This window comes from Ruegeria sp. CDSC068 (assembly GCF_059610545.1).
In genome coordinates this window covers 959,431-983,400 of record NZ_JBXWNV010000001.1, presented here as the reverse complement: position 1 = coordinate 983,400, position 23,970 = coordinate 959,431, and the positions used below count along the sequence as shown (strand labels likewise).

Here is a 23,970-nt window from a genome sequence, read left to right as displayed (position 1 = left end):
GGCGGAAATGGCGGCGGCAACGGCGGCGGTAATGGCGGCGGCAACGGCGGCGGAAATGGCCCCGGCAATGGCAACGGCAATGCCGGCAACCCGGGTAACGGCGGTGGCAACAACGGCGGATCTGGACCCGGAACTGGAAACGGTGGTGGCAATAATGGTCAGGGTGGCGGCTCTGGCAACGGCGGCGGCGGCTCCGGAAACGGTGGTAGCAACGGCGGTGGCCACGGTGGCGGCAACGGAAATGGCGGCAGCAACGGTGGGCCCGGAAACGGGAACGGCAACGCTGGTAACTCCGGTAACGGCGGCGGAAACAACGGCGGATCTGGCCCCGGAACCGGCAACGGCGGCAGCAATAACGGTCAAGGTCACGGCGGCGGTGGTTCTGGCAACGGCGGCAGCAATGGCGGCGGTAAGGAAGAGCGCTAACAACAGGCGTTTTGGCGCCAGCCAAAGGAAAAAGGCCACCCAACTGGGTGGCCTTTGTTTTTCTGAACTATTGAGTGGCCTAGCCTAGCTGAACCAGTGCGTGGCGCTTTTTACCAGCGCTCAACTTGATCGGCGACGACAATGCGCCCGCGTCGATCATCAGCCCGGCATCAGTTAGCGGTGCGTCATCCAGTTTCGCACCGTTTTCTGCGATCAGGCGTTTGGCCTCTTTACCGGACTTTGCCAGACCCGATTTCACGATGACCTGTACGATGGACATGCCGTCGCCCAATTCAGCCGCGCTGAGGGTCAGGGTCGGAAGATCGCCCCCAACACCGCCTTTTTCGAACACTTCACGGGCCGTGGCCTCGGCGTTGGCCGCAGCCTCAGTTCCGTGCAGCAGGGCGGTGACTTCGTTGGCGAGGCGGATCTTGGCCTCGTTGATCTCGGACCCTTGCAGCGCGCCCAGTCGGTCACACTCATCCACCGGCATTTCGGTGTAAAGCTTTAGGAAACGGCCAACATCCGCGTCGGTCGTGTTCCGCCAGAACTGCCAGAATTCGTAAGGCGAGCGCATCTCGGCGTTCAGCCAGACCGCACCGTCCTGCGACTTGCCCATCTTCTTGCCGTCGCTGGTGGTCAGAAGCGGCGAAGTCAGGCCGTAGATCTCATGATCCAGCACGCGACGCGTCAGGTCGATACCGTTGACGATGTTGCCCCACTGATCCGAGCCGCCCATCTGCAGGACGCAGCCGTAACGGCGGTTCAGCTCAAGGAAATCATAGGCCTGCAGGATCATGTAGTTGAACTCAAGGAAGCTCAACGATTGCTCGCGATCCAACCGTGATTTCACCGATTCAAACGCCAGCATCCGGTTGACCGAGAAATGGCGTCCAATATCGCGTAGGAAATCGAGGTAGTTCAGGCCATCAAGCCATTCGGCATTGTTCAGCATCAGCGCCTTGTTTTCGGCATCGCTGTCATAATCGATATAGGCCGAGAACACCTTTTTGATGCCCGCAATGTTTTCGTCGATCTGTTCGGGACCCAGCAGGGGGCGTTCATCCGCGCGGAACGACGGGTCGCCCACCTTGGTGGTGCCGCCGCCCATCAGAGTGATTGGCTGGTGTCCGGTTTTCTGGAACCAGCGCAGCATCATGATCTGGATCAGGCTGCCCACATGCAACGACTTGGCCGTCGCATCAAAGCCGATATATGCCGGTTTGCACCCACTGATCAGCGCCTCGTCAAGGCCCTGATAATCGGTGCAGTCGGCGAGAAAGCCGCGCTCGATCATCGTGGCGATGAAATCCGATTTGGGGTGGTAGGTCATATCGTGCCCTTTGGGTTTATGTTGCGGGGCACTGTATAGGCGGCGCTTTGGGTAAGGAAAAGGCACCATTTCCAAGAAAACGCGGGCTGTGTCAGCTTTTGACCGGGGGCAGGCGGAAGGCATAGAACATTGCGATTGTATTCAACACCACAAGGACAACAATCGGCGTGATCGGATCATGCAGATGTGCGACTGCGCCAAGGATCGCAGCAAAAACAATTCCAACGAGGCCAGCGCTGACATCCCCTAGTGCAACCAGGTAGGGGCGCTCTTTTTCAACGCTCATCTGAATGAGATACAGGTAGCGCCCATAGATCACCCCATTCCCGCCCAGCGATAGCAGCAGGATCACCAGCGCGTAGACCCAGACGTTCTGAGCGTAGCCGAGGAACGTAAAGCCAAGCGCCATCAGAGCCGAGATTGCGGCGATCATGCACCCCAGCCACATCACAGGTTTGACCGAGACACGATCGCTGAGCCATCCCCACAAAAGCGAACCGATTACCATTCCAAGGCTGGCCCCTATGACAAAATAGCTGAGCGAATGCTTGGTCCCCATATGCAGCGTCGCAGCATGGATTGTGTAGAAGGGCATCGCCAGTTCGACCGATACAAAGATCAGTCGGGCCGAAAGAAACTTGCGATACCAGGGATAGGCCATGCCGGTTTTGAATCCGGTCGCCAACTCGGCCAGGGGCTTGGGCTTTTTCTTCGGCTCCGGCAATGGCGCGCGCTGTTCATCCTCAAGCAGTCGCACCCCTGCAAAGGCAACACCTGCAGCAAACATGGCAATCACGCCGCACCACAGAACGACGATGTGGCGCTGCATCGGTTGGTCCCCGGACAGCAGGTCGCGCGTGATCAGAACGACGATGATGGCCAAAACGCCCGAGATGGTGGCTTGCGCAAACACCATCCGGTTTCGTTTCGCTTCGGGAACGGAGATGCCGTAGATCTGGCTGGTTCCAAGGCTGGTGATCCCCTGGCACAATCCCAGGACCATCGCGGTGGTCAGGAACAGCAGTACGATCATCACATTGGGCAGTTTTGTTGAAAACAGGGCCACCGCCGCCAATACTGCGGCCGTCAAAAGGTTCGGTGCGTAGACGGCCAGCTTGGCGCGGGTTGCCCGGTTAATGAAAGGTGCGACAAAGATCTCGGCAACCAGGCGCGATCCGGTGACAAAGGGCAGAAGCATTCCTGCAAAAAACGTTGGCGCGCCCAGAGCCAGATACAGGAACGGCAGCACCAGATTTGGGTTGATCAACTGCCCTCCGATCGTGGCCAGAGCACCGGACCAGAAGATCAGGAAATAGTTCCGGCCTTCGGATGGTTGTTTCTGCGAGTATGTGTCTGCCATATGTACCTAAAACTGATTTGTGTTCCTTATACCAAATTGTCGGGAAAAAGCGCGACCCTCGTATGATCTGGCTTGCCTTGGGTTTAGCTGAACGGGCAGGTTAAACAGACTGTACCGATCAACCATGACGGTACCACGGAGTTCGGCAGGAGAGATACGCGTGGGGCGGGCCATCAAACGAACAGGTGCGATCAGGGTTTTGGGCGCGATGTCCGGCACATCGATGGATGGGGTGGATGCCGCGGTCGTCGAAACGGACGGGCACCGGATTTTGGGATTTGGTCCAAGTGGGTATCGTGCCTACTCCGATGAGGAGCGTGCGGTTCTGCGCGCCGCTTTAGGGCAGTGGCACGGGCCGGACGTGGATGCCGCGGCAGAGCTTGTTACCCTGGCCCATGCCGAGGCGCTGTCTGAATTCGATGAGGTCGACCTGATCGGTGTGCACGGTCAAACTCTCGCTCATGAACCAAGTGGGCGTGGGACGTTGCAGGTGGGCGACGGGAAAGGGCTGGCTCAGGCATTAGGCGTGCCGGTCGTCTGGGATTTCCGCAGCGATGATGTGGCGATGGGCGGCGAAGGCGCTCCGCTGGCGCCCTTCTTTCACTTCGCTTGCGCCAAGTGGATCGAAGCAACCCAACCGCTTTGCTTTTTGAACCTCGGCGGTGTCGGGAACCTGACCTATGTGGACCCCAGTTACGATGGCCCCGAAGCCCCGGGCGCGTTGCTGGCGTTTGACACTGGTCCCGCGAATGCACCGGTCGATGATCTGATGCAGGCGCGTCTGGGCCTGCCGATGGATCGCGACGGAGCCGTCGCGCGCGGCGGAACCGTCGAGATGGGCGCACTCGAGCTGTTTCTGTCCGAACCTTTTTTCACCCGTATGCCGCCGAAATCACTGGACCGGAACGACTTTTCCGAGATGATCAAACTGGTGCAAGAGCTCAGCGATGCAGACGCTGTGGCTACTCTGACGGGCATGTGTGCCGCGGGGGTGGTGCAGGGGATGGAGCATTGTCCCAAACCGCCAGCACGCTTGCTGGTCACCGGGGGCGGGCGGCACAATCCGGTATTGATGGAGATGCTGCGCGTCGCGCTGGATTGTCCGGTCGAACCGGTTGAGGCCGTGGATCTGGACGGCGACATGCTCGAGGCGCAGGCCTTCGCCTATCTGGCGGCACGCGTCGCCCGCAGGCTGCCGACGTCGTGTCCGGGGACGACAGGCGTGAAGGCGCTGGTCGGTGGTGGGGTTGTGAGTTCGGTTGCGTAATGGGGCGATGGGTTAAAAGTTGATTGCCCGGACTTCGCTTTGAGGACTTTTCCGTCGTTCGTTTACCAGCCTGAAACGTCCGCTTTTCTACTTCAGTCGTTATGCAGTAAAATTACTGCACTTTACATGTAGTAATCTTACTGCATATAGGACCTATGACAGATGACCAGCTAGACTTAATCTTCAAAGCTCTTTCAGACAGCACACGTCGTCGCATCATCGACCATCTGAGCAAAAGGCCAGCTCAATCGTTATTCGAGGTATGCGCGGCTTCGGTTGCAGAGGATGGAATCGCTTTGTCCCGACAGACGGTCTCCCAGCATCTTGCTGTCTTAGAGAAGGCGGGATTGATCGAGGTCGAATGGAAGGGGCGAACGAAGGCGCATTCTTTGAGCGTAAGCAAAGGCGACATCGTGGCGGCATCGTGGCTTACAAAATACAAACCGAAAGGAACTAAGACATGAAAATTTATGTCACCAGTGTCTTTGTTGACGACCAAGACAAGGCCGAAAAATTCTATACCGAAGTGCTCGGCTTCAAAGTGAAACACAATATTCCACTGGGCACTAATCGTTGGCTGACGGTTGTTTCAGAAGAAGACCCAGATGGAACAGAGCTGCTGCTTGAACCAAGCGACCACCCCGCCACGAGCCCGTTCAAGGAAGCTATCGTTGCCGATGGAATCGCGGCACATTCATTTCAGGTGCAAGACCTCGATTCCGAGTGGAAGAAGCTGACCGACCGAGGAGTGGAGTTTACCACCGAACCAATGGATGCCGGCGCAGTTCACATGGCTGTTTTTGATGACACCTGTGGCAACCTGATCCAGTTGATCCAGATGAAAGACGCCTAAACAAACCTATTCCTTGGCCGGACGTACCGAAAGCTACCGTTCGGTCTATGCGCAGCATCGGCCGCTTCGGGCTCAATGCAGCCAATCCGTAACCAACTAGCTGAATGATTGGCGCTTCACGCTTCGTACATAATTACTTGTAAACTGCGAGTATCCGTCCGAAGTCGACTTCAAATGTTCCCGCGTCCAGCCGTGCAATGCAGGCAACTGGTGGAAGGGCACATTCGGAAAGGCGTGGTGTTCGGCGTGGTAGGGCATGTTCCATGCCACAAAACGCACGATCCGGTTGGTGAACGTGGTGCGCGAGTTCGCGAGCATGTTGGCGACTGGCGGGCACAGGCCGTGTTCCGCCAGTAGGTAGAGGCGCAGGAATGGTTGCCCCAGCAGAACGGGTAAAATCCAAAGCCAGAGGAGCAGCGGCGACAGGAACAGGCTTAGGGCTGCGACCGCGTAGAGTATCAGCAGCAGACGTGCCTCAGCCCGCATGGCGGCGTGTTGGCGCGCCGGTAGGTACGGGGCGTCGATGTTACCAAAGGCGTTTTGATACAGGACAAGTGCCATGCCTTTCCAAAAGGGCCAGCCGGACAGGTAGATCAGCAGGCTCAGCCGGTCCTGCGGTCGTGGCTTGCCGCCAAGCTCGGGGTCTTTCTCCGGGTGGTTCGTCCATTTGTGGTGCGCAAGGTGAAAATACCGAAACCACGTAAAGGGCAGGGCGATTGGAACTGAAGCAAGATGTCCGACAGCGTCGTTCAGCCAGCCGGTCTTGAACGGGGTCTTATGGGTGCATTCATGGCTAAGCGTGAACAGAAACACCAGCAGGACACCCTGCGGCAGGATCAGGAGCGGCCAGAGAGGGACCCGCCACGCGATACCCGCGCTGGTAGCGGACAGTAACACCAGGTAGCCCAGAAGGTGCCGCAGACCTGCTGTGTCCGAGCGCCGTTGTAGCTGATCTTTGGCCTCAGGTGGCAGCGACGCTATGAGGGCGCGGTGATCCATGCATCATCCACGCGCTATGTCGAACCCTGGCTCGGCCAGTTCGAAACCGTCAAACTGGAACCCGGGCGAAACAGTGCAACTGACCAACGTATAGTCTCCGGTGGTGCGCGCCGCCTGCCAGTGGTTTTCGGGCACGATTAGTTGCGGTGCGCCCTTTGAAAGGTCTGGGCCCAGGATGTGATCGGTGGCTGGACCGTCATCCGTAGCGCTCAGAGACAGGATCAGCGGAGCACCAGAGTGGTAGAGCCAGATTTCGGTGGCGTCCACGCGGTGCCAGTGGCTGCTTTCACCAGCAGCCAATAGGAAATAGATGCAGGTCCCGGTGGCGCGGCCTGCGTTATCCGCGCGCCAGGTTTCGCGAAACCAGCCGCCCTCCGGGTGTTGTTCCAGTTTCAGGTGGTCGATGATCTCTTGAGCGGTCATGGGGCCTCTTGTCTTTTGCGATGATTATGCACGGGAAGGTGCGATCCGCTATGGTATTCGTGTCCGCAAGGAATATGTTTGCCGCATGACCCTGACGATCCAGTTTGACAACAGCTACGCTCGCCTTCCCAACAGCTTTTATGCGCGGCAGGCACCTATACCTGTGCGTGCCCCACGCCTGATCGCATTCAACTCGGAATTGGCGAAGGTGTTGAAGGTCACACCGGGGGAGGTAGAGGAGATGGCTGAAGCCTTCGCTGGCAACACGCTGCCCGAAGGCGCAGAGCCGATTGCGCAGCTTTATTCGGGACATCAGTTCGGCAATTATAACCCGCAGCTTGGCGACGGCCGCGCTGTTCTGCTGGGCGAAACGATCGGAACAGATGGCCTCCGCCGGGATATCCAGCTCAAAGGGTCCGGTCCAACGCCGTTCAGCCGTCAGGGGGATGGCCGCGCATGGCTGGGACCGGTGTTGCGGGAATACGTGGTGTCCGAGGCAATGCATGCGCTGGGCATCCCGTCGACCCGCGCACTGGCGGCGGTTGAGACCGGCGAGATCGTTCTGCGCGAAGGGCCGATGCCCGGCGCGGTGCTGACCCGCGTGGCGCAAAGTCATCTGAGGGTCGGTACATTTCAGGTTTTTGCAGCGCGCGGACAGCTGGACAGCCTGCGCCGCCTGACGGAATACGCAATAGACCGCCACTATCCTGACGCGAATGGTCCGATGGGCCTGCTGCGCGCGGTGGTCGAGGCGCAATCGCAATTGATCGCAGCATGGATGAGTGTGGGGTTCATCCACGGTGTGATGAACACCGACAATTGCTCAATCGCGGGTGAGACCATCGATTATGGGCCCTGCGCTTTCATGGACAGCTATCATCCGAACACGGTCTACAGTTCGATCGACCGGATGGGGCGCTATGCCTATTCCAACCAGCCCGACATCGCCGTTTGGAACGTAGCGCAACTGGCGACGGCACTGATCCAGCAGATGGAAGACAAGGGCGCCGCCGTCGAAGAGGCGACCGGGATAGTACACGCCATGCCGGATTTGCTGCAGCAGAACTGGCTGAAAAGGTTCCGGGCCAAGATCGGGTTGATGAACGAGGAAGAGGGCGATCTGGAACTGATCTCGGATCTGCTGACGCGCATGGCGCAGAACCAAGCGGACTTCACCAACACCTTCCGGGCGCTGGGCAGTGATGCCGCACGTGATCAGTTCACCAATCCTGCGGCGTACGACGAATGGTCCGAAGGGTGGACCGCGCGTCTAGGGCGTGAGCAGGACCCATCCACCGTAATGTCCGCCGCAAACCCGGCTTTCATTCCGCGCAATCACCGGGTTGAACAAATGATACAGTCGGCCGTTCAGGGCGATTACGAGCCGTTCCAAAGGCTGAACACTGTTCTGGCGCGACCTTATGAGGAGCAGCCCGATGCAGATGATCTGAAACGCCCGCCATCAGAGACCGAAGTTGTCCATGCGACGTTCTGTGGAACCTGAAGTTCCGGCGCTCAGACCTCGTCACGATAGGGATTGATCTCATCCGGCCAACGGCGGGCGTATTGCGAGATCATCAGGTAGACATCCGCCCCGTCGATTGCCCTGCGCGCATCGCGGACCATGCGCAGGTTCAGGGTGTCGACCTCTTCGGCGGTGATCGCGCGCAGGGGGTTGTAGTAGACGGTGATCAAAATGGTCCGACCTTGCTTGGTTACTGACATGTCCCGCAATGCGCCACCGTCCTCTGCGATTGCCGGGCGCAAAGCCCGACGTGCAGCAGCAAGCAGGTCGGGGCTTGCGGTGGCGTTTGCCAGCTCACCCAACCCACCACGGAAGTCGCGTAGGTATGATCCGATGGCCAGAACGCACAGGAACAGTACGATGATCGAGTCGCCGACGGGTGCGATCGCCGATAGGGCCCCATCCCGGAACAGGTAGATTGCCCCAAGGCCAATTGCTGCGGCAGCCGTGAATAGACCATCGAACAGTGCTGCTTTGGATTCCAACCGCAGGATTGCACTGGCCTTCCCGGTCTTCCGCCAAGTGAAATAGTGAAACGCCCACAGCAAAACGCAGGTCAGGCCGATGGCAGCGAAGTAGATGAACATCGGTCCGAATATCAGCGGTTCAGGCATCATGCCGTTGTAGTAGCTGTAGATGTTTTTAGTCGCGTTCGAGATGGCGAACAGCACCAGTCCTAACAGAGACAAAGAGCGGAAGGTGGAAAAGATCGCCTCATCCGCTGCATAGCCAAACGGGCGTCGCTTGTCGGGGCCTGCATCAATCTTCAAACTGATACGGCGGCCAAGGAATGCCGATCCAAAGCCGACCAGCGAATACAGCCCGTCCATCATGATCGCATTGGAGTTCGACAAAATCCCGGCCAGTATACCAGCCGCGCCCATGAACAGGTTGCCGCCCATGGCAATGATGAGCGCGCGCCCCTCAAGCTGCTTTCTGCGTTCTGCATTTGGCATCGACATCTGGTAACGTCCTGATAGGGCATCAAACTCCGCAACAGATACCCGTTCGAAGGGGATAGGCCAACACCTGCTATGGCGGGTTGTCCTAGTCCCGCACGATTTCAAGCACAGCAGCGCTGACGATCAGGATGGCGCCCAACAGCTCGCGCAACCCGAACGGCTCGCCCGAGAACGCGGCGGCCGAGGCCAAGCCGACGACAACCTCGCTCATCAGCAGGATACCGACGCGGGCAGGGGACAGTTTGGTTGCGGGCCAGATTGTCATGAACACCATGGGTAAGGTGTAGAAGGCCGACAGCAGCACAAATTGAAGGGTCCAAAGAAGATCCGCCTGCACAATTGTCGGCAACACAGGTTCGGGCAGGACCGCGAGGCTGACCAGGGAAAGGATCAGCGCGCCTGCGACAAAGGCAAAGACCTGACCCGAGGCTGAGATCGTACTGGTTCGGTACAGCCCCAACGTACCCAGCGCCCAGCACATGCCCGAGGCCAACGCCATCCAGTCGCCGCTGTTTTGGGGCAGCGGGATACCACCCGAGTCGCCCAGCACGACGAATAGACCACCGACACCGCAGGCAAGGCCCGCAAGCCGCCCCAAATTCAGGCGTTCACCCAGAAACACCCGGCCCAGAACCGTGCCCCAGATCGGGGTGAGGTAGAATAACAGGATCGACCGCACCACATCCGTATAGACAAGGCTGATGGAATAAAGACTGAAGGCCGCGCCGGTGAACATACCGCTGAACACCAGATCGCGCCATTGCAGGGCCAGCGTCCCTCTCTCTTTCCAGATAAAGGGAACCAGCCCCAGCAGCGCAACGCTATACATCGCAATACCCGGCCAGGGCCCGGTCAGGCCCAGATCATAGAAAAACCGAACGGGGATCCAATAGAGACCCCACATCATGCCACCGATTACTAGGACAATGCTTGCCCAGTTGCGGTTGTTCGAGAGTGTGTTGCTGGAAACCACTTCAGGCCTCAATTGGACGCGTTCCACGGAGATAGTGTATCGGCACCCTGTTGATCAAGCGCAGCATTCCTGATCGCGCCGCCTGCTAGAATATTGGGCACTTTGGCAGCGCGAAAAGCTCTTATTTGCCACTCCTGCAGAAGACTGGGGTTGCGCCCGGCCACCAGCGTGGCACTTTGGGGTTCGTCCATTTGATCGGAACCTTATGTCGCCTCAATCAACCCTGCGGATTGCAAGCTATAACATCCAGAAATGCGTGGGCTTGGATTTTCGCCGCCAGCCTCAGCGCATAATGCAGGTCATTGAAGGCATGCAGGCTGATATTGTGGTGCTGCAAGAGGCCGACAAAAGGCTGCCGCCGCGACCCGCCGCCTTACCGCATTTCATGTTGGATGAAGCCGGTTGGCAGATTGTTGATCTGGGGGGCGCAGGCAGCTTGGGCTGGCACGGCAACGCGGTCATCTGGCGCGGTGACAAAATTGACGTGCGCACGACCGGTCACCATGATTTGCCCGGGCTGGAACCTCGCGGTGCAGTTCGGGTCGAGTTCGACACCCAGATCGGGCCGCTTCGGGTGATGGGGATGCATCTGGGTCTTTTGCCCGCATCTCGGCGGCAGCAGATTCATCAACTCCGGCGCTGCGATGAGGATCTGGATCAAATGCCTACCGTTTGGGCCGGAGATTTCAACGAGTGGTCGCGCCAGCCGGTGCTCGATCATCTTGCACCCGACATGCGATTTTTGCCCCCGGTTCCCAGTTTCCCCGCTGCACAGCCTCTGGGGGCACTGGATCGGATCGCGCTGGGCGCTGGGCTTGAGGCCGTTGTACATGGCGTCCACAAAGCGCGGCCTGCGCATATCGCATCAGATCACCTGCCGATCTGGGCTGATCTTCGCAAGGTCGCTTAGGCGCAAATCCCCTGTGGCGCCAGCGGCGCAGACGTATTAAGACAGAAACCCGAACTACTCTGAGGGTCACTATGTCCGACACGATCATCGCCCGTTGCGAAGCCAAAGGTCTCCGCATGACGGGTCAGCGCCGCACAATTGCTCAGGTGTTGCAGCAAAGTGATGACCATCCGGATGTAGAAGAGCTGTATGCGCGCGCCTCTAAGGTGGATTCGGGTATCTCGATCGCCACGGTCTATCGCACCGTGAAGCTTTTCGAAGAGGCAGGGATTCTTGAGCGGTTGGAATTCGGTGATGGGCGCGCCCGCTATGAGGATGCCGAGAGGGACCACCACGACCATCTGATCGACATGCAGTCGGGGGAAGTGATCGAATTTGTCGATCCCGAGATCGAGGCCCTGCAGGAAAAGATCGCAGCCAAGCTTGGGTACAAGCTGAAAGGGCATCGGTTGGAACTGTACGGCGTGCCGCTGAAACAGGGCTGATCCATCACGAAACGCGATTGGTTGCCGCACGGCAATTCATGAAACATGTCGCAATATCGCTTGCGGCGTCGCGGATGATACGGTTTTGCTGACTTAAGGTCGCGGAATTTCCCGCGCCATCTCAACGGACACGCGTATGAACAACGTACACGGCATCTTGCTGATCATCGGATCGATGGCGGCCTTCGCACTTGAGGACATGTTCATCAAGCATCTGTCGATCACTGTACCTACGGGTCAGATCATGATCGCTTTGGGTCTGGTCTGCGGGCTGGTGTTCGTACTGATGTCATTGGCCACGCGTAAACGCATCTTTGATCCGGAGGCGTGGAAAGGTCTGCCGCTGGCGCGGGCAGGGACCGAGGCGGTAGGAGCCCTGACCTTTGTTACCGCGCTATCTCTGGTCGAGCTGTCCACCGTTGCTGCCGTCTTTCAGGCGATGCCGCTGGCCGTGACTATGGGGGCGGCACTGTTTTTGGGCGAGCAGGTCGGTTGGCGACGTTGGAGCGCCATCGGAATAGGCTTTATTGGTGTCTTGATGATTATTCGCCCGGGTTTGGAAGGGTTTCAGCCCGAGTCGCTGTTCGTTGTCGCGACCGTAATTGCGATCGCCGCGCGTGATTTGATCACACGTAAGCTGGACGTCCGTGTGGCCTCGTCCGTTGTTGCCATGCAGGCCTACATGGCCGTTGCCCTTGCCGGGGTGGTTCTGATGGTGTTTCTGGCTCAGCCAGTTGTTCCACTGCAATCCACGCAAGTAGGTCCGTATCTGGGGGCAATCGGCTTTGGCGTCCTGGGATATTACGGCATCGTGACGGCTATGCGGATCGGTGAGGCCTCGGCCCTGACACCTTTCCGGTACAGCCGGCTCGTGTTTTCCATCGCGGCAGGGATGCTGATGTTTGGCGAACGGCCTGATTTGATGACGGTGGCCGGTGCCGCGTTGATCCTCGGATCGGGCATGTACACCTTTGTTCGCGAACGCCGGCTGGCGCGTGCAATGGCGGTTGCGGCCTGACGGATCGTCGCACGTTGGCGCAAACACGTGGCTATTAGCCCTAAATCCCCATGAACATAACCGTTAGCGGTAACATCGCTGGTTTACTTTTGGCTCGGTGATGTTATGAGGCATGCAACCAAATGCAGCCACAGGGACGGGCCTCATGAGTACCATCATCGACATCCACGCACGCGAAATCCTGGACAGCCGGGGCAACCCAACCGTCGAAGTGGACGTGATTCTGGAAGACGGCACCATGGGCCGCGCCGCTGTGCCTTCGGGTGCGTCAACCGGTGCGTATGAAGCAGTGGAAAAGCGTGACGGTGACAAATCGCGCTATATGGGCAAAGGCGTGCTTGAAGCTGTCGCCGCTGTGAACGGTGAGATCGCCGAAGAACTGGTCGGCTATGACGCGACCGAGCAGGTCGCCATCGACGGCGCAATGATCGAACTGGACGGGACCGAGAACAAGAGCCGTCTGGGCGCAAACGCCATTCTGGGCGTCTCGCTGGCCACAGCCAAGGCTGCGGCAGATTTCACCACGCAACCTCTATATCGCTACGTCGGCGGTACGTCGGCCCGCGTTTTGCCAGTACCGATGATGAACATCATCAACGGCGGCGAACATGCCGACAACCCGATCGACATTCAGGAATTCATGATCATGCCGACCTCGGCCGCGAATATCCGTGAAGCCGTGCGCATGGGCTCGGAAGTGTTCCACACGCTGAAGAAAGAACTGTCCGCCGCTGGTCTGAACACTGGTATCGGTGACGAAGGTGGGTTTGCCCCGAGCATTGCGTCCACCCGTGAGGCGCTGGATTTCATCCTGAAGTCCATCGAAAAAGCGGGCTACAAACCGGGCGAGGAAATCCACCTTGCGCTGGATTGTGCCGCAACCGAATACTTCAAAGACGGCAAATACGTGCTGGCGGGCGAGGGGATCTCTCTGAGCTCGGACGAGAATGCGGCTTACCTGGCGGCTTTGGTCAATGACTATCCGATCATTTCCATCGAAGATGGCATGTCCGAAGATGACTGGGACGGCTGGAAAGCTCTGACCGACATGATTGGCGACAAGGTGCAGCTGGTGGGCGACGACCTGTTCGTGACCAACCCCGTGCGTCTGGCCGAAGGGATCAAGCGCGGCTGTGCCAACTCGATGCTGGTCAAGGTGAACCAGATCGGATCGCTGACTGAAACACTTCGTGCCGTCGATATGGCGCACCGTGCACGGTATACCAACGTGATGTCGCACCGCTCGGGCGAAACCGAGGATGCGACCATTGCCGATCTGGCGGTTGCGACCAATTGCGGTCAGATCAAAACCGGCTCGCTGGCGCGGTCGGACCGGTTGGCCAAGTACAACCAGCTGATCCGCATCGAGGAATCGCTGGGTGAAGTTGCGGAATACGCAGGCGCGTCGATCCTTCGCAACTGAGGTCAATAATGCTAGACTGATCCTCGTGTTTTTCGAGGATCGTGTTTTGCTTAAAGTTATCGAAGCTGAAACGCCGGACCACTTTGATGAGGTTCGGCGTTTGTGTTGGGAATATCGCGACTTCCTGCTGACGTTGGACGCCAAGTCCGTGCGCGTCGTAAAGACCTTTTATCCCCGCGACGTTTATGCCCGGCTGATGGACGAGATCGAAGTCGAACACGCCCCACCGGGCGGTGGTGTGCGGCTGGTACTAAAGGATGGACATGCCGTCGGGTGCGGAATGTTCCGGACAATCGGGCCGGGCATTGCCGAAATAAAACGGGTGTTTGTAAATGACGCCGCCCGAGGGACGGGGGCAGGGTATGCGGTCATGATGTCCTTGATTGAACAGTGCCGTGAACAGGGGTTTGACTGCATTCGCATGGACACGGGCAAACCATTGGTATCGGCAACGCGTCTGTACCTGTCGATGGGCTTCCAACTGCGCGACGCATATTCCGAGATTCCGGAGATCGCGAAAGACACGTTGTTGTTTTTTGAGATGCCTTTGCCCGGTGCTCAGGCAGAAAACTCGCAAATTGAGTGATTTTTTTTCAAAGTCTTACGCGTTGTTATCGCTTGTAAAAATCAAACTTGCTAGAAATACACCTACATAAATTCAATTTTGTGTGAACTTTTACCTATTTGTCTGACCCCGGTGTCTCGTAATGTGCCTGCATTACAGAAAGGGAAACGACATGACTGGTTCGAAAATCCTTCTCGTAGCTTCAGTGATCAGCACTGTATTTTTGGCAGCCTGTGCGGGGCCTGGCACTTATCCGATCACCGGGGAAGCGGTGTCCGCAAGTGACCCGGTTCTGGGTATGGAAACGCCGTCATACATGTATCGCGGTGAAGCCCGGTAGGGCCTTCACGGGGGGACGGGCGGCGACGCCCGTAAGTATCTGACCGATTTAGAGCTTTCGGCTCATCAAGACATAGCGATCGCGCGGTTTGAAGCCGGTGCGCAAGTACAGCTTATGCGCGGCCTCGTTCGTGCGATCGACTTCCAGGTGAAGGGCGGTCAGGCCAGCCTCGGCCAGGGCTTTGGGCAGGTCAAGCAGCACTTCGGTGGCGATGCCACGGCCGCGCACGGCCGGGCGGATGTAGATTTCGTCTATGAATCCGTCCATGCCGCCGAACTCGACCGACCAGCCGAACGTCAGGATGGCATAGCCCAGCGGCGCACGTCCTGGACCGATCAGGTAGACGCAACCGTGGGGAATACCCTCTAGCAAGGGGGTCAGCGCATTGCGGGTCTGGTCCATGTCCTGCGCGATCCCGGCTTCGGTGTGGAACGCGGTCACCAGGCCCATCAGGCGGTCCAGATCTTCGGGGCGCGCGAGGCGAAGTGCGGCGCTCATAGCCGGGCCAGCCGTTCGGTCAGCAGGGCAAAGAAACCTTCAGCGTCGATTTCCCCAATGAACATCGCATTGGGCGGATGGTCTGTCACGCGCCACCAATCAGCGACGGTCATACCCATCGTCAGTTCGGACTGCGTTTCGATCTGTACGTTGATGTGCCGGCCCGTGAACAGCTCCGGCCGGATCAGATAGGCGGTCACGCACGGGTCGTGCAGCGGCGCGCCTTCCGAGCCGTATTTCTCTATATCGAAACGTTCGAAGAAATCCGTCATCTCGGCCACGGCATGACCGACTTTACTGTCGAGCGCGCGGAAGGCGTCATTGCGGTGCTTCGTGACCAGCGCATCGTGGGTCACGTCTAGCGGCATAACGACGACATGAACGCCGGATTTAAACACAATATCAGCAGCTTCAGGATCGACGTAGATGTTGAATTCCGCCGCTGGGGTGATGTTGCCGACCTCAAAATACGCACCGCCCATCAGAACGATTTCCTGGACCCGATCAACAATATCAGGCGCTTTTTGAAAGGCGGATGCGATATTCGTCAGCGGGCCAAGCGGGCAAAGTGTGACGGTTCCAGGCTCATGTGCGCGCAGGGTGTCGATGATGAAGTCGACCGCGTGCCCGTCAGCCAGCGGCATTTCCGGATCTGGCAGGACGGGACCGTCGAGGCCGGTCTTGCCGTGCACATGTTCCGCGGTGACCAGAGGGCGGTTTAGCGGGCGGTCACACCCGGCATAAACAGGGATATGCGAGTGGCCGGCCAGTTCACAGACGATCCTCGCATTCTTAGCCGTCAGTTCCAGTGGCACGTTCCCGGCAACGGCGGTAATGCCCAGAACATCAATCTCTTCCGGGCTTGCCAATGCCAGCAAGATGGCGACTGCGTCGTCCTGCCCGGGATCGGTGTCGATGATGATCTTGCGCGGTGCCATGCTTTGCCTCCGGGGTATTGAAGCGCGGACACTCGCAAGTGTCACCACGCTTGTCCAGCGGTTTCAGACCTCGGTCGTCGCACCTACCGGCGGGAGTTTGCCATTGGCGCGGTGCTCTTCAATTTTGGCCTCGTCCCACAGCGCATCCATTTCTTCGAGATCGCTTTGAGATGGTGTTTTACCGCGCGCAGCCAGCCGCGCTTCTACTTGCTCGAACCGGCGGGTAAACTTGGCATTGGTGCGGCGCAGGGCGGCCTCGGGTTCGATGCCCAGATGACGGCCCAGATTGACCATCACGAACAGAAGATCGCCAAATTCATCCTCCAGCGCGTCTGCGTCCTTAGCATTGCGCGCTTCCTCCAGCTCTGCAGCCTCTTCCGTGATCTTGGCCAACACATGGCTGGCATCGGGCCAGTCAAACCCTACGCGGGCCGCGCGTTTCTGCAGTTTGTGCGCGCGCAACAGGGCAGGCAGGTTGGCCGCGACACCGTCCAGCGCCCCTTTCTGTTCCTTGCCGGCGCGCTCAGCCGCCTTGATGGTTTCCCAATCCACGGTCTGCTGGTCCGCTGATTTATCGCGGGATTCATCGCCAAATACATGCGGGTGACGGTCGACCATCTTGTCCGACATGGTCCGCACCACGTCCTGAAAGGTGAAATGCCCGGCTTCTTCGGCCATTTGTGCGTGAAAAACCGACTGGAACAGCAGGTCGCCCAGCTCGCCTTTCAGCTCATCATAGGCTTCGCGCTCGATGGCATCAGCGACCTCATAGGCCTCTTCGATCGTGTAGGGGGCGATGGTGGTAAAATCCTGTTCGATATCCCACGGGCAGCCCGTTTGCGGGTCACGCAGACGGCGCATGATTTCCAACAGGCGCTCGATACCTGCATCGCTGTCGTGGATCAGAGGATTTTCGGCCATTGCGAACCCTTTCGTTCCGGTGTCAGATGCATCCATTCCGCAGTCCCGATCAGGAGTCCACCCCAGATGCCCGTCGTCAACCGAATTGCCGATTACTCAGCCGATATGGCCGCATGGCGCAAACACTTGCATTCAATCCCCGAGTTGGAGTTCGAGTGCCATGAAACGGCAGCGTTCGTAGCGGACCGTCTGCGCGAATTCGGAGTGGACGAGCTGCACGAAGGTATTGCCAAGACCGGGATCGTCGCGATCATCAACGGGCGGGGCGAGGGGCCTACGATTGGTCTGCGGGCCGATATGGACGCGCTACCGATCCCTGAGGAAACGGGCGTCGACTACGCCTCGACCAATCCGGGCAAGATGCACGCCTGCGGTCATGACGGGCACACCACGATGCTGCTTGGCGCGGCGCGCTATCTGGCCGAGACACGGAATTTTCGCGGCCGTGTCGCGCTGATCTTTCAGCCAGCCGAAGAAGAAGGCGGCGGTGCGGGCGTGATGGTCGAAGAAGGCATCATGGATCGGTTCGATATTTCTCAGGTCTACGCTCTGCACAATGCGCCAAACCTGCCCGTTGGCGCGTTTCACACCACTCCGGGGCCGATCATGGCGGCGGTGGATACGTTCGAGGTTCATATTCAGGGCGTTGGTGGTCACGGTGCCATGCCGCATGAAGCCCGCGACCCGGTGATGGCGGCCTGCGGCATTGCGCAGGCCATTCAGACTATCGTCAGCCGCAACAACTATGCGCTGGACGACCTGGTTGTCTCGGTCACGCAAATCCACACCGGGACAGTGAACAACGTGATCCCCGATACGGCTTTCATCAACGGCACTGTCCGAACCTTCGATCCAAACGTTCAGCAGATGGTGATCGAGCGTATGGAGCAAATCGTACAAGGGCAGGCGACCTCATACGGAGTCGAGGCGCGGCTGGATTACGAGAAGAACTACCCGGCCACGATCAATGATGGCGAAAAGGCCGGATTTGCCGCCGAGGTGGCCCGCGACGTGTCCGGGGCCGAGCGTGTGGTGGGCAACATGGGACGCGAGATGGGGGCCGAGGATTTCTCGTACATGCTGCAATCGCGCCCCGGTGCTTATCTGTTTCTGGGGCAGGGCGAGAGCGCCGGGTTGCATCATCCGAAATACAACTTCAACGACGAGATCGCGCCGGTTGGCGCTTCGTTCTTTGCACGGATCGTCGAAAAGGCGCAGCCGCTGGGCTGACGGGGGGAAGACATGGCACTGGAAGACGCAAAGAACCAGGTGGACGAGGCATTCACCAATCCTGATCTCAAAGGGCTGTCCTACGAAAATACCTTTGGCGGCGCGACATCGTTCCTGCGCCGTCTCTATACCAAGGACTTGAAAGGCGTGGATATCGCCGTGACCGGTGTGCCCTTTGATCAGGCCGTGACGAACCGACCCGGCACCCGACTTGGCCCCCGCGCAATCCGCGAGGCCAGCGCTTTGCAATCGCCCGATGCGCCCTACGGCTGGCCCTTCGATGCGCTCAGCGAACTGGCAATCGTGGATTATGGAGACATGGCTTATGACTATGCCAATATCCCAGCCTTTCCCGATACGTTGACCGACCACATCCGCACTATTTTGGCCGTTGATGTGTCTTCGGTCACATTAGGCGGGGACCACTATATCAGCTTCCCGATCCTCAAGGCCTATGCCGAGAAATACGGGCCGATGTCTCTGCTGCAATTCGATGCGCATACCGACACTTGGGCCGATGACGACATGTCCCGCGTGGATCACGGGACGATGTTCTACAAGGCGGTGAAATCCGGCATCGTGGACCCGAAACGCTCGGTTCAGGTTGGTATCCGCACGACCAACGAGGATACTCTGGGCGTCAACATCATCGACGCGCGCGAAGTCTACGAATCCGGCCCCGCCGCAGTGGCGAAAAAAATCAAAGGTATTTTGGGCGACAGCCCGGTCTATCTGAGCTTTGACATCGACGGCCTGGACCCGGCCTTTGCCCCCGGCACCGGCACGCCCGTTTGGGGCGGATTGAGTTCCATTCAGGCGCAGATCATCCTGCGCGACATTGCCGGGATTAACATCAAAGGCGGGGACGTGGTCGAAGTGTCGCCGCCCTACGACACGTCAGGTGCCACGGCCATTGCAGGTGCTCATGTGGCGACTCAGATCATTTGCCTGCTGGGGTGGAACAAGCTGGTGCAGGATTAACCTTTGGTTAGCCATCTTTCCGGTATCTGATTAACCAAAAGCCGGACGGGAGAAATACGGGCATGACAGACTTTAACCAACCGATCAGCGGCAATGATCTGGCGCGGTTTTCTGGGCCGAATACATTCATGCGGTTGCCGCAGGCTGACTCGCTGGCCGGGTTGGATGTGGCCGTGCTGGGCATCCCGATGGATATCGGCACCTCTTGGAGGTCAGGTACACGGTTCGGGCCGAAACAGATCCGCAGCGAAAGCGCGATGATCCGGCCTTATAACATGGCCAATTCCGCAGCTCCATTCGATAGCTTACAGATTGCGGATATCGGCGATCTGGCGATCAATACCTTTTCGCTGGCCGAAAGCCTGAAGATCATCAAGGAAAGCTATGTTTCCATTCTCGATCAGGCGGTTATCCCGGTTGCGATGGGAGGTGATCATTCGATCACGTTGCCGATCCTGCGCGCCATTGCCGCCAAGCACGGACCGGTGGCGCTGGTCCACGTGGATGCCCATGCCGATGTAAATGATGAGATGTTTGGTGAGCGTGAGACCCACGGCACCGTCTTCCGGCGGGCTTATGAGGAAGGGCTCATTGTTCCGGACAAGACATTCCAGATTGGCATTCGCGGTTCTGGTTACGCCGCCAGTGACTTCAACGAAGCCAGGGACTGGGGTTTTCGCCAATTCCCGGCGTGGGAGCTGTGGCAACAAAACCTTACGGAGATAGGCTCGCAAATCCGTAAAACGATTGGAGATCATCCGGTCTACATCACCTATGACATTGACAGCCTGGACCCAGCATATGCCCCCGGCACCGGAACACCGGAAATTGGTGGGCTGACCACGCCGCAAGCCCTGCAGCTGATCCATGCGCTGGCAGGCGTGAACGTGGTCGGATGCGATCTGGTCGAAGTGTCCCCACCTTATGATCCCAGCGGCAACACGGCGCTGACCGCAGCAAACCTGTTGTTTGAACTGCTGTGCATATTGCCAGGCGTGACGTCACGGTAAAAGAGTTCGCACCTTGTCTGCCAAAGCGATCCGAATATGGTCGGCGAAAGGGCTGGTCCGGGGATGAAAAAAATGGTGCTGTGGCTGATTGTTGTTCTGGTAATTTTGCTTGGAGCATACATTCGTTTTGCACCATCAGACCCGGCAAAATGGCATGTGGCACCGATAGGTGATCAGGACCGTGATCTTGATGGAGGAGTCGTCCGTGTGGTCGAAACGGGGCCGGATGGCCTGCTGCGGCTGGATGCGTTCGCACGCGTTTCAGACCGAACATCAGTTCTGGCCGGGTCTGTTGATGAAGGTATGATTACCTACATCACGCGTACGAAAGTGATCGGCTTTCCGGACTACACGACAGTGCAACAGGACGGAGACACGCTTCGCATCTATGCTCGTCTCAGGTTTGGCCGGTCAGATTTTGGGGTAAACCGCGCTCGTGTTGATGAGTGGCTTGCTCTGTTGCAGCCCTGAGGACAAGCACCCCTCCTGAACCTCGCGCCACATCGGTACGTTCAGAGACATCTGGCATTGGGCCATGAACATGCGGCCGTCGACCTGCAGGCAGATCATCTCGCCCAGTTCGACGCGGGTTCCCGATTTGTCGGTGCAATAGCAGTCCTGAACCTTGCCGCCGGGGCCGACCACATCGGCTAGGGCGGGTGTTACGATCAGTGTAAAAACAAATATCAACCGTTTCATGTGCATTAGCCTAGCATAGTGAGGGGCCTTGACCAAAGGGCCGGATTGATAGACACCGCCGTGATGATCCCCGAAGAACGACTTGAACAGATAACCCAGCGATTCCAGTACCTCGAAGCGGCCATGGCAGATGGTGCCTCGGGTGGAGATATTGCGGCCTTGGCCAAAGAATATTCCGACCTCAAACCGGTTGTGGATCAGATCATGGCGTGGCGTCAGCTGGTCGCCGATCTGGCCGAGGCCGAGGCGATGCTGGCCGACCCGGACATGAAAGAACTGGCGGAAGAAGAAATTCCGGCATTGAAGACTCGCATCCCCGAATCCGAACACGCCTTGCAGCTTGCGCTGTTGCCCCGTGATGCGGCGGATGCGCGTCCGGCGATGCTGGAAATCCGCCCCGGAACTGGCGGAGATGAGGCCGCACTGTTCGCCGGGGACCTTCTGCGCATGTACCAGCGCTATTCCGAAGCGCGGGGATGGAAGTTTGAGGTCATCGAAGAACAGGCCTCGGATCTGGGTGGGATCAAAGAGGTCGTCGCCCACATCAAGGGCGAGAACGTGTTTGCCCGGATGAAATACGAATCCGGCGTGCACCGGGTGCAACGTGTGCCCGAAACCGAAAGTGGCGGACGCATTCACACCTCGGCTGCGACGGTCGCGGTTTTGCCCGAGGCCGAGGATGTGGATATCCAGATCGACGCCAATGATATTCGCATCGACACCATGCGCAGTTCAGGCGCGGGGGGGCAGCACGTGAACACAACCGACTCGGCGGTTCGGATTACCCACCTGCCGACGGGGATCGTTGTGACAAGCTCGGAGAAATCGCAACACCGCAACCGCGAGATTGCGATGCAGGTGCTGAAAACCCGGCTCTATGATCAGGAGCGTCAGCGGATCGACAGTGAACGGTCGGCCGATCGTGCGAGCCAGGTGGGGTCGGGGGATCGGTCCGAGAGGATCCGAACCTACAATTTCCCGCAGGGGCGCATGACCGATCACCGCATCAACCTGACGCTTTATAAGCTGGATCAGGTCATGCAAGGCGATCTGGATGAGGTGGTCGACGCGTTGACGGCTGACGATCAGGCGCGGCTGCTGGCCGATATGGCGCAATGATCGCCGCGCTGACAGCCGCCCAGGCGATGGTTGCAGCCACAGCGCGATTGCGGGCGGCTGGCGTGGCTGACCCGGCGCGGGATGCGCGGGTTCTGCTGGCCCATGCGGCGCGGATCGAAGCCAGCCGGGTTACTCTGATTGCGCCCGAAGAGCTCTCTCCTGAGGTTGCAGAGCGTTATGATCAGTTGATCTCGCTGCGTGCGGTGCGTGTTCCGGTGTCGCATCTGTTGGGCGAGCGCGAGTTTTATGGCAGACGGTTCCGCGTCAGTCGCGATGTGCTGGACCCACGCCCGGAAACCGAAGCACTGATCGAAGCCGCGCTCAGCGAACCGTTCGATCATGTACTGGATCTGGGTGTCGGCTCAGGCTGTATCCTGATCACGTTGCTGGCCGAACGGGCCAGTGCCTCGGGCGTGGGTGCGGACCTGAGCGAGGCCGCCTGTCTACAGGCCAGCGCAAATGCAGTGCAACATCAGGTACAGGGTCGGGTGGAAATCCTGCAATCTGACTGGTTTCAGAATATTGACGGCCAGTTTGATCTGATCGTTTCGAATCCCCCCTATATTTCTTTGACGGAAATGGACGACCTTTCACCAGAAGTGCGCGAGCACGAGCCGCGACTGGCGTTGACGGACGAAGGGGACGGGCTGGGCGCTTACCGTCGCATCGCCGCAGGCGCACCGGATTTCCTACTGCCGGGCGGCCGTCTGCTGGTGGAAATCGGGCCGACACAGGGGCGCAGTGTCGCAGCATTGTTCGAGTCGGCAGGCCTGACAGCCACACGGATCGTTCCCGATCTAGACGGCCGCGATCGCGTCGTTTTTGCCAAAATGCCGCTTTAATGCGGCAACCTGAGGCCGAAATACGCCGATTAATGTAAAAAAGCTGCGAATTTTTGGACAACCCCCTTGTCTGTACGCACAGGACGTGTTTACTCAACACCAGTCGGAGGGCTGACGCTGGTTCAGCGGGCCCCGGACGCCAAGCCCAAAATAGTCGACATCGCGTCACAGCTAAGCTTTTGAGCAGTGCAGGATGCGAGATGATCGACAGCGAATGACAAGGCTGACGTAAAGTAAATGAGATCTTCCAAATCCCGCTCTCGGGTCAAGAATAACCGCAACCGTCCTTCTGGGGGCAATGTCGTAAACCGGGTTTTTGACAGCTCGGGTCCCGAAGGCAAGGTGCGCGGTACGCCCCAGCAGATTATCGACAAATATAATCAGTTGGCGCGCGACGCCCAACTGTCCAATGACCGTGTGGCCGCTGAGAACTTTCAGCAGCACGCAGAACACTATCTGCGCCTGCTGAGTGAGGCACAGCGCGAAATGGAAGCGCGCCGCGAAGAGCAAGACCGCCAGAACCGCGAGCGTCAGGCCGAGCGGGATCGCGAACGCGCCGAGCGCCAGGAGCGCGAAGCTGCCGCCCGTCAGTCGGACCCGGCCGAAGCGCCGCAACCGGACGTGATGGATTTCACACCCGAGGCAGCTACCCCAGAATCCGGTTTGGTTGAGACCCCGGAGAGCAAGGATGCTGCTGCGGCGGCGGCCACCGAAGCACCGGCGAAAAAAGAAAAAGCACCGCGTCGTCCGCGTACGCGCAAGCCAAAGCCCGCGCCAGAGGGGGCAGAGGACGCGCCGACAAGTAACGGCGATGCACCGGAAGCGGCTGAGTAAAACTTGGTCCATGATTTAATCGAAAAGAGCCCTACA

The 23,970-nt window shown here is 58.6% G+C and carries 29 protein-coding genes; 18 read left to right on the top strand and 11 right to left on the bottom strand.

Features of this window, described 5'->3' with window-relative positions:
- A partial coding sequence (locus AC2FID_RS04795) for a hypothetical protein (protein ID WP_496835624.1) occupies positions 1–426 on the top strand: 426 nt, incomplete at its 5' end.
- Between the two features lie 79 nt (positions 427–505).
- Here AC2FID_RS04795 and tyrS read toward each other — a convergent pair.
- Together tyrS and AC2FID_RS04785 are read right to left on the bottom strand one after the other, a co-directional pair.
- Positions 506–1,759: a tyrosine--tRNA ligase gene (gene tyrS, locus AC2FID_RS04790; protein ID WP_496705289.1), complete on the bottom strand. Its 1,254-nt coding sequence runs from the start codon at positions 1,757–1,759 to the stop codon at positions 506–508.
- Positions 1,760–1,850: 91 nt separating this feature from the next.
- A complete protein-coding gene (locus AC2FID_RS04785; RefSeq protein ID WP_496835622.1) occupies positions 1,851–3,119 on the bottom strand; it encodes an MFS transporter in 1,269 nt (422 codons plus the stop codon).
- A 208-nt stretch (positions 3,120–3,327) separates the two neighbouring features.
- Between AC2FID_RS04785 and AC2FID_RS04780 the strand changes: the two genes are divergently transcribed.
- The 3 genes from AC2FID_RS04780 to AC2FID_RS04770 all read left to right on the top strand — a co-directional run bounded on the left by AC2FID_RS04780 (position 3,328) and on the right by AC2FID_RS04770 (position 5,239).
- Entirely contained in the window at positions 3,328–4,386 is a 1,059-nt protein-coding gene (locus tag AC2FID_RS04780) for an anhydro-N-acetylmuramic acid kinase (RefSeq protein ID WP_496835651.1), read from the top strand.
- A gap of 155 nt (positions 4,387–4,541) precedes the next feature.
- Positions 4,542–4,850, top strand: coding sequence for an ArsR/SmtB family transcription factor (locus tag AC2FID_RS04775; protein WP_496835620.1), 309 nt, complete (start codon positions 4,542–4,544; stop codon positions 4,848–4,850).
- On the top strand, positions 4,847–5,239 hold the full coding sequence (locus AC2FID_RS04770) for a VOC family protein (protein WP_496835618.1): 393 nt from the start codon (positions 4,847–4,849) through the stop codon (positions 5,237–5,239). Before AC2FID_RS04775 ends, AC2FID_RS04770 begins: the two co-directional genes overlap by 4 nt.
- Positions 5,240–5,335: 96 nt before the next feature.
- Here the strand turns inward: AC2FID_RS04770 and AC2FID_RS04765 are convergent, their stop codons facing one another.
- A complete protein-coding gene (locus tag AC2FID_RS04765) occupies positions 5,336–6,238 on the bottom strand; it encodes a fatty acid desaturase (protein WP_496835616.1) in 903 nt (300 codons plus the stop codon).
- Positions 6,239–6,241: 3 nt separating this feature from the next.
- Entirely contained in the window at positions 6,242–6,661 is a 420-nt protein-coding gene (locus AC2FID_RS04760; RefSeq protein WP_058271870.1) for a cupin domain-containing protein, read from the bottom strand.
- Positions 6,662–6,746: 85 nt separating this feature from the next.
- On the opposite strand from AC2FID_RS04760, the gene AC2FID_RS04755 reads away from it, so the two are divergent.
- Positions 6,747–8,165, top strand: a complete 1,419-nt coding sequence (locus AC2FID_RS04755) for a protein adenylyltransferase SelO (RefSeq protein ID WP_496835649.1) — start codon at positions 6,747–6,749, stop codon at positions 8,163–8,165.
- 11 nt (positions 8,166–8,176) lie between these two features.
- Here AC2FID_RS04755 and AC2FID_RS04750 read toward each other — a convergent pair whose 3' ends face one another.
- From AC2FID_RS04750 to AC2FID_RS04740, 3 genes are all read right to left on the bottom strand, one after another.
- Positions 8,177–9,148 (bottom strand): cation efflux transmembrane domain-containing protein, encoded by a 972-nt coding sequence (locus AC2FID_RS04750; RefSeq protein ID WP_496835615.1) that lies wholly within the window; start codon positions 9,146–9,148, stop codon positions 8,177–8,179.
- Positions 9,149–9,233: 85 nt separating this feature from the next.
- Complete coding sequence (locus tag AC2FID_RS04745; protein WP_496835613.1) at positions 9,234–10,121, bottom strand: DMT family transporter; 888 nt, start codon at positions 10,119–10,121, stop codon at positions 9,234–9,236.
- A gap of 8 nt (positions 10,122–10,129) precedes the next feature.
- Positions 10,130–10,312, bottom strand: a complete 183-nt coding sequence (locus AC2FID_RS04740) for a hypothetical protein (protein ID WP_496696662.1) — start codon at positions 10,310–10,312, stop codon at positions 10,130–10,132.
- Positions 10,313–10,326: 14 nt separating this feature from the next.
- Between AC2FID_RS04740 and AC2FID_RS04735 the strand changes: the two genes are divergently transcribed.
- The 6 genes from AC2FID_RS04735 to AC2FID_RS04710 all read left to right on the top strand — a co-directional run bounded on the left by AC2FID_RS04735 (position 10,327) and on the right by AC2FID_RS04710 (position 14,862).
- Positions 10,327–11,031 (top strand): endonuclease/exonuclease/phosphatase family protein, encoded by a 705-nt coding sequence (locus tag AC2FID_RS04735; RefSeq protein ID WP_496696660.1) that lies wholly within the window; start codon positions 10,327–10,329, stop codon positions 11,029–11,031.
- 71 nt (positions 11,032–11,102) lie between these two features.
- Positions 11,103–11,516, top strand: a complete 414-nt coding sequence (locus AC2FID_RS04730) for a Fur family transcriptional regulator (protein ID WP_058277587.1) — start codon at positions 11,103–11,105, stop codon at positions 11,514–11,516.
- A gap of 136 nt (positions 11,517–11,652) precedes the next feature.
- On the top strand, positions 11,653–12,534 hold the full coding sequence (locus AC2FID_RS04725) for a DMT family transporter (protein ID WP_108858409.1): 882 nt from the start codon (positions 11,653–11,655) through the stop codon (positions 12,532–12,534).
- A 145-nt stretch (positions 12,535–12,679) separates the two neighbouring features.
- Positions 12,680–13,957: a phosphopyruvate hydratase gene (gene eno, locus AC2FID_RS04720; RefSeq protein ID WP_496835609.1), complete on the top strand. Its 1,278-nt coding sequence runs from the start codon at positions 12,680–12,682 to the stop codon at positions 13,955–13,957.
- A gap of 46 nt (positions 13,958–14,003) precedes the next feature.
- The gene (locus tag AC2FID_RS04715) at positions 14,004–14,543 is read left to right on the top strand and encodes a GNAT family N-acetyltransferase (protein ID WP_282118250.1); all 540 of its coding nucleotides are present in this window, start codon (positions 14,004–14,006) and stop codon (positions 14,541–14,543) included.
- A gap of 151 nt (positions 14,544–14,694) precedes the next feature.
- Positions 14,695–14,862 (top strand): hypothetical protein, encoded by a 168-nt coding sequence (locus AC2FID_RS04710; protein ID WP_186437364.1) that lies wholly within the window; start codon positions 14,695–14,697, stop codon positions 14,860–14,862.
- A gap of 48 nt (positions 14,863–14,910) precedes the next feature.
- Here the strand turns inward: AC2FID_RS04710 and AC2FID_RS04705 are convergent, their stop codons facing one another.
- The 3 genes from AC2FID_RS04705 to mazG form a co-directional block, all read right to left on the bottom strand.
- Positions 14,911–15,360 (bottom strand): GNAT family N-acetyltransferase, encoded by a 450-nt coding sequence (locus AC2FID_RS04705; protein ID WP_058277590.1) that lies wholly within the window; start codon positions 15,358–15,360, stop codon positions 14,911–14,913.
- Entirely contained in the window at positions 15,357–16,298 is a 942-nt protein-coding gene (locus AC2FID_RS04700) for a nucleoside hydrolase (protein WP_496835607.1), read from the bottom strand. The genes AC2FID_RS04705 and AC2FID_RS04700 overlap by 4 nt, the downstream gene beginning before the upstream one ends.
- Positions 16,299–16,361: 63 nt before the next feature.
- The gene (mazG, locus tag AC2FID_RS04695) at positions 16,362–17,219 is read right to left on the bottom strand and encodes a nucleoside triphosphate pyrophosphohydrolase (RefSeq protein WP_496835648.1); all 858 of its coding nucleotides are present in this window, start codon (positions 17,217–17,219) and stop codon (positions 16,362–16,364) included.
- Positions 17,220–17,285: 66 nt separating this feature from the next.
- Here mazG and AC2FID_RS04690 point away from each other — a divergent pair, with 66 nt between their 5' ends.
- The 4 genes from AC2FID_RS04690 (at position 17,286) to AC2FID_RS04675 (ending at position 20,911) form a co-directional block, all read left to right on the top strand.
- Complete coding sequence (locus AC2FID_RS04690) at positions 17,286–18,449, top strand: M20 aminoacylase family protein (protein ID WP_496696650.1); 1,164 nt, start codon at positions 17,286–17,288, stop codon at positions 18,447–18,449.
- 12 nt (positions 18,450–18,461) lie between these two features.
- A complete protein-coding gene (speB, locus tag AC2FID_RS04685; protein ID WP_109311697.1) occupies positions 18,462–19,430 on the top strand; it encodes an agmatinase in 969 nt (322 codons plus the stop codon).
- Between the two features lie 62 nt (positions 19,431–19,492).
- Complete coding sequence (gene speB / locus AC2FID_RS04680; RefSeq protein WP_496835606.1) at positions 19,493–20,440, top strand: agmatinase; 948 nt, start codon at positions 19,493–19,495, stop codon at positions 20,438–20,440.
- Positions 20,441–20,503: 63 nt separating this feature from the next.
- On the top strand, positions 20,504–20,911 hold the full coding sequence (locus AC2FID_RS04675; RefSeq protein ID WP_058278155.1) for a DUF1499 domain-containing protein: 408 nt from the start codon (positions 20,504–20,506) through the stop codon (positions 20,909–20,911).
- Here AC2FID_RS04675 and AC2FID_RS04670 read toward each other — a convergent pair.
- Positions 20,852–21,139, bottom strand: a complete 288-nt coding sequence (locus tag AC2FID_RS04670) for a hypothetical protein (RefSeq protein ID WP_282168161.1) — start codon at positions 21,137–21,139, stop codon at positions 20,852–20,854. The genes AC2FID_RS04675 and AC2FID_RS04670 overlap by 60 nt on opposite strands.
- Before the next feature lie 63 nt (positions 21,140–21,202).
- Here AC2FID_RS04670 and prfA point away from each other — a divergent pair, with 63 nt between their 5' ends.
- The 3 genes from prfA to AC2FID_RS04655 all read left to right on the top strand — a co-directional run bounded on the left by prfA (position 21,203) and on the right by AC2FID_RS04655 (position 23,934).
- Positions 21,203–22,258 (top strand): peptide chain release factor 1, encoded by a 1,056-nt coding sequence (gene prfA / locus AC2FID_RS04665; RefSeq protein ID WP_496835646.1) that lies wholly within the window; start codon positions 21,203–21,205, stop codon positions 22,256–22,258.
- A complete protein-coding gene (gene prmC, locus AC2FID_RS04660) occupies positions 22,255–23,100 on the top strand; it encodes a peptide chain release factor N(5)-glutamine methyltransferase (RefSeq protein WP_496835603.1) in 846 nt (281 codons plus the stop codon). The genes prfA and prmC overlap by 4 nt, the downstream gene beginning before the upstream one ends.
- A gap of 237 nt (positions 23,101–23,337) precedes the next feature.
- Complete coding sequence (locus tag AC2FID_RS04655; protein ID WP_108858419.1) at positions 23,338–23,934, top strand: DUF4167 domain-containing protein; 597 nt, start codon at positions 23,338–23,340, stop codon at positions 23,932–23,934.
- Positions 23,935–23,970 lie beyond the last annotated feature (36 nt).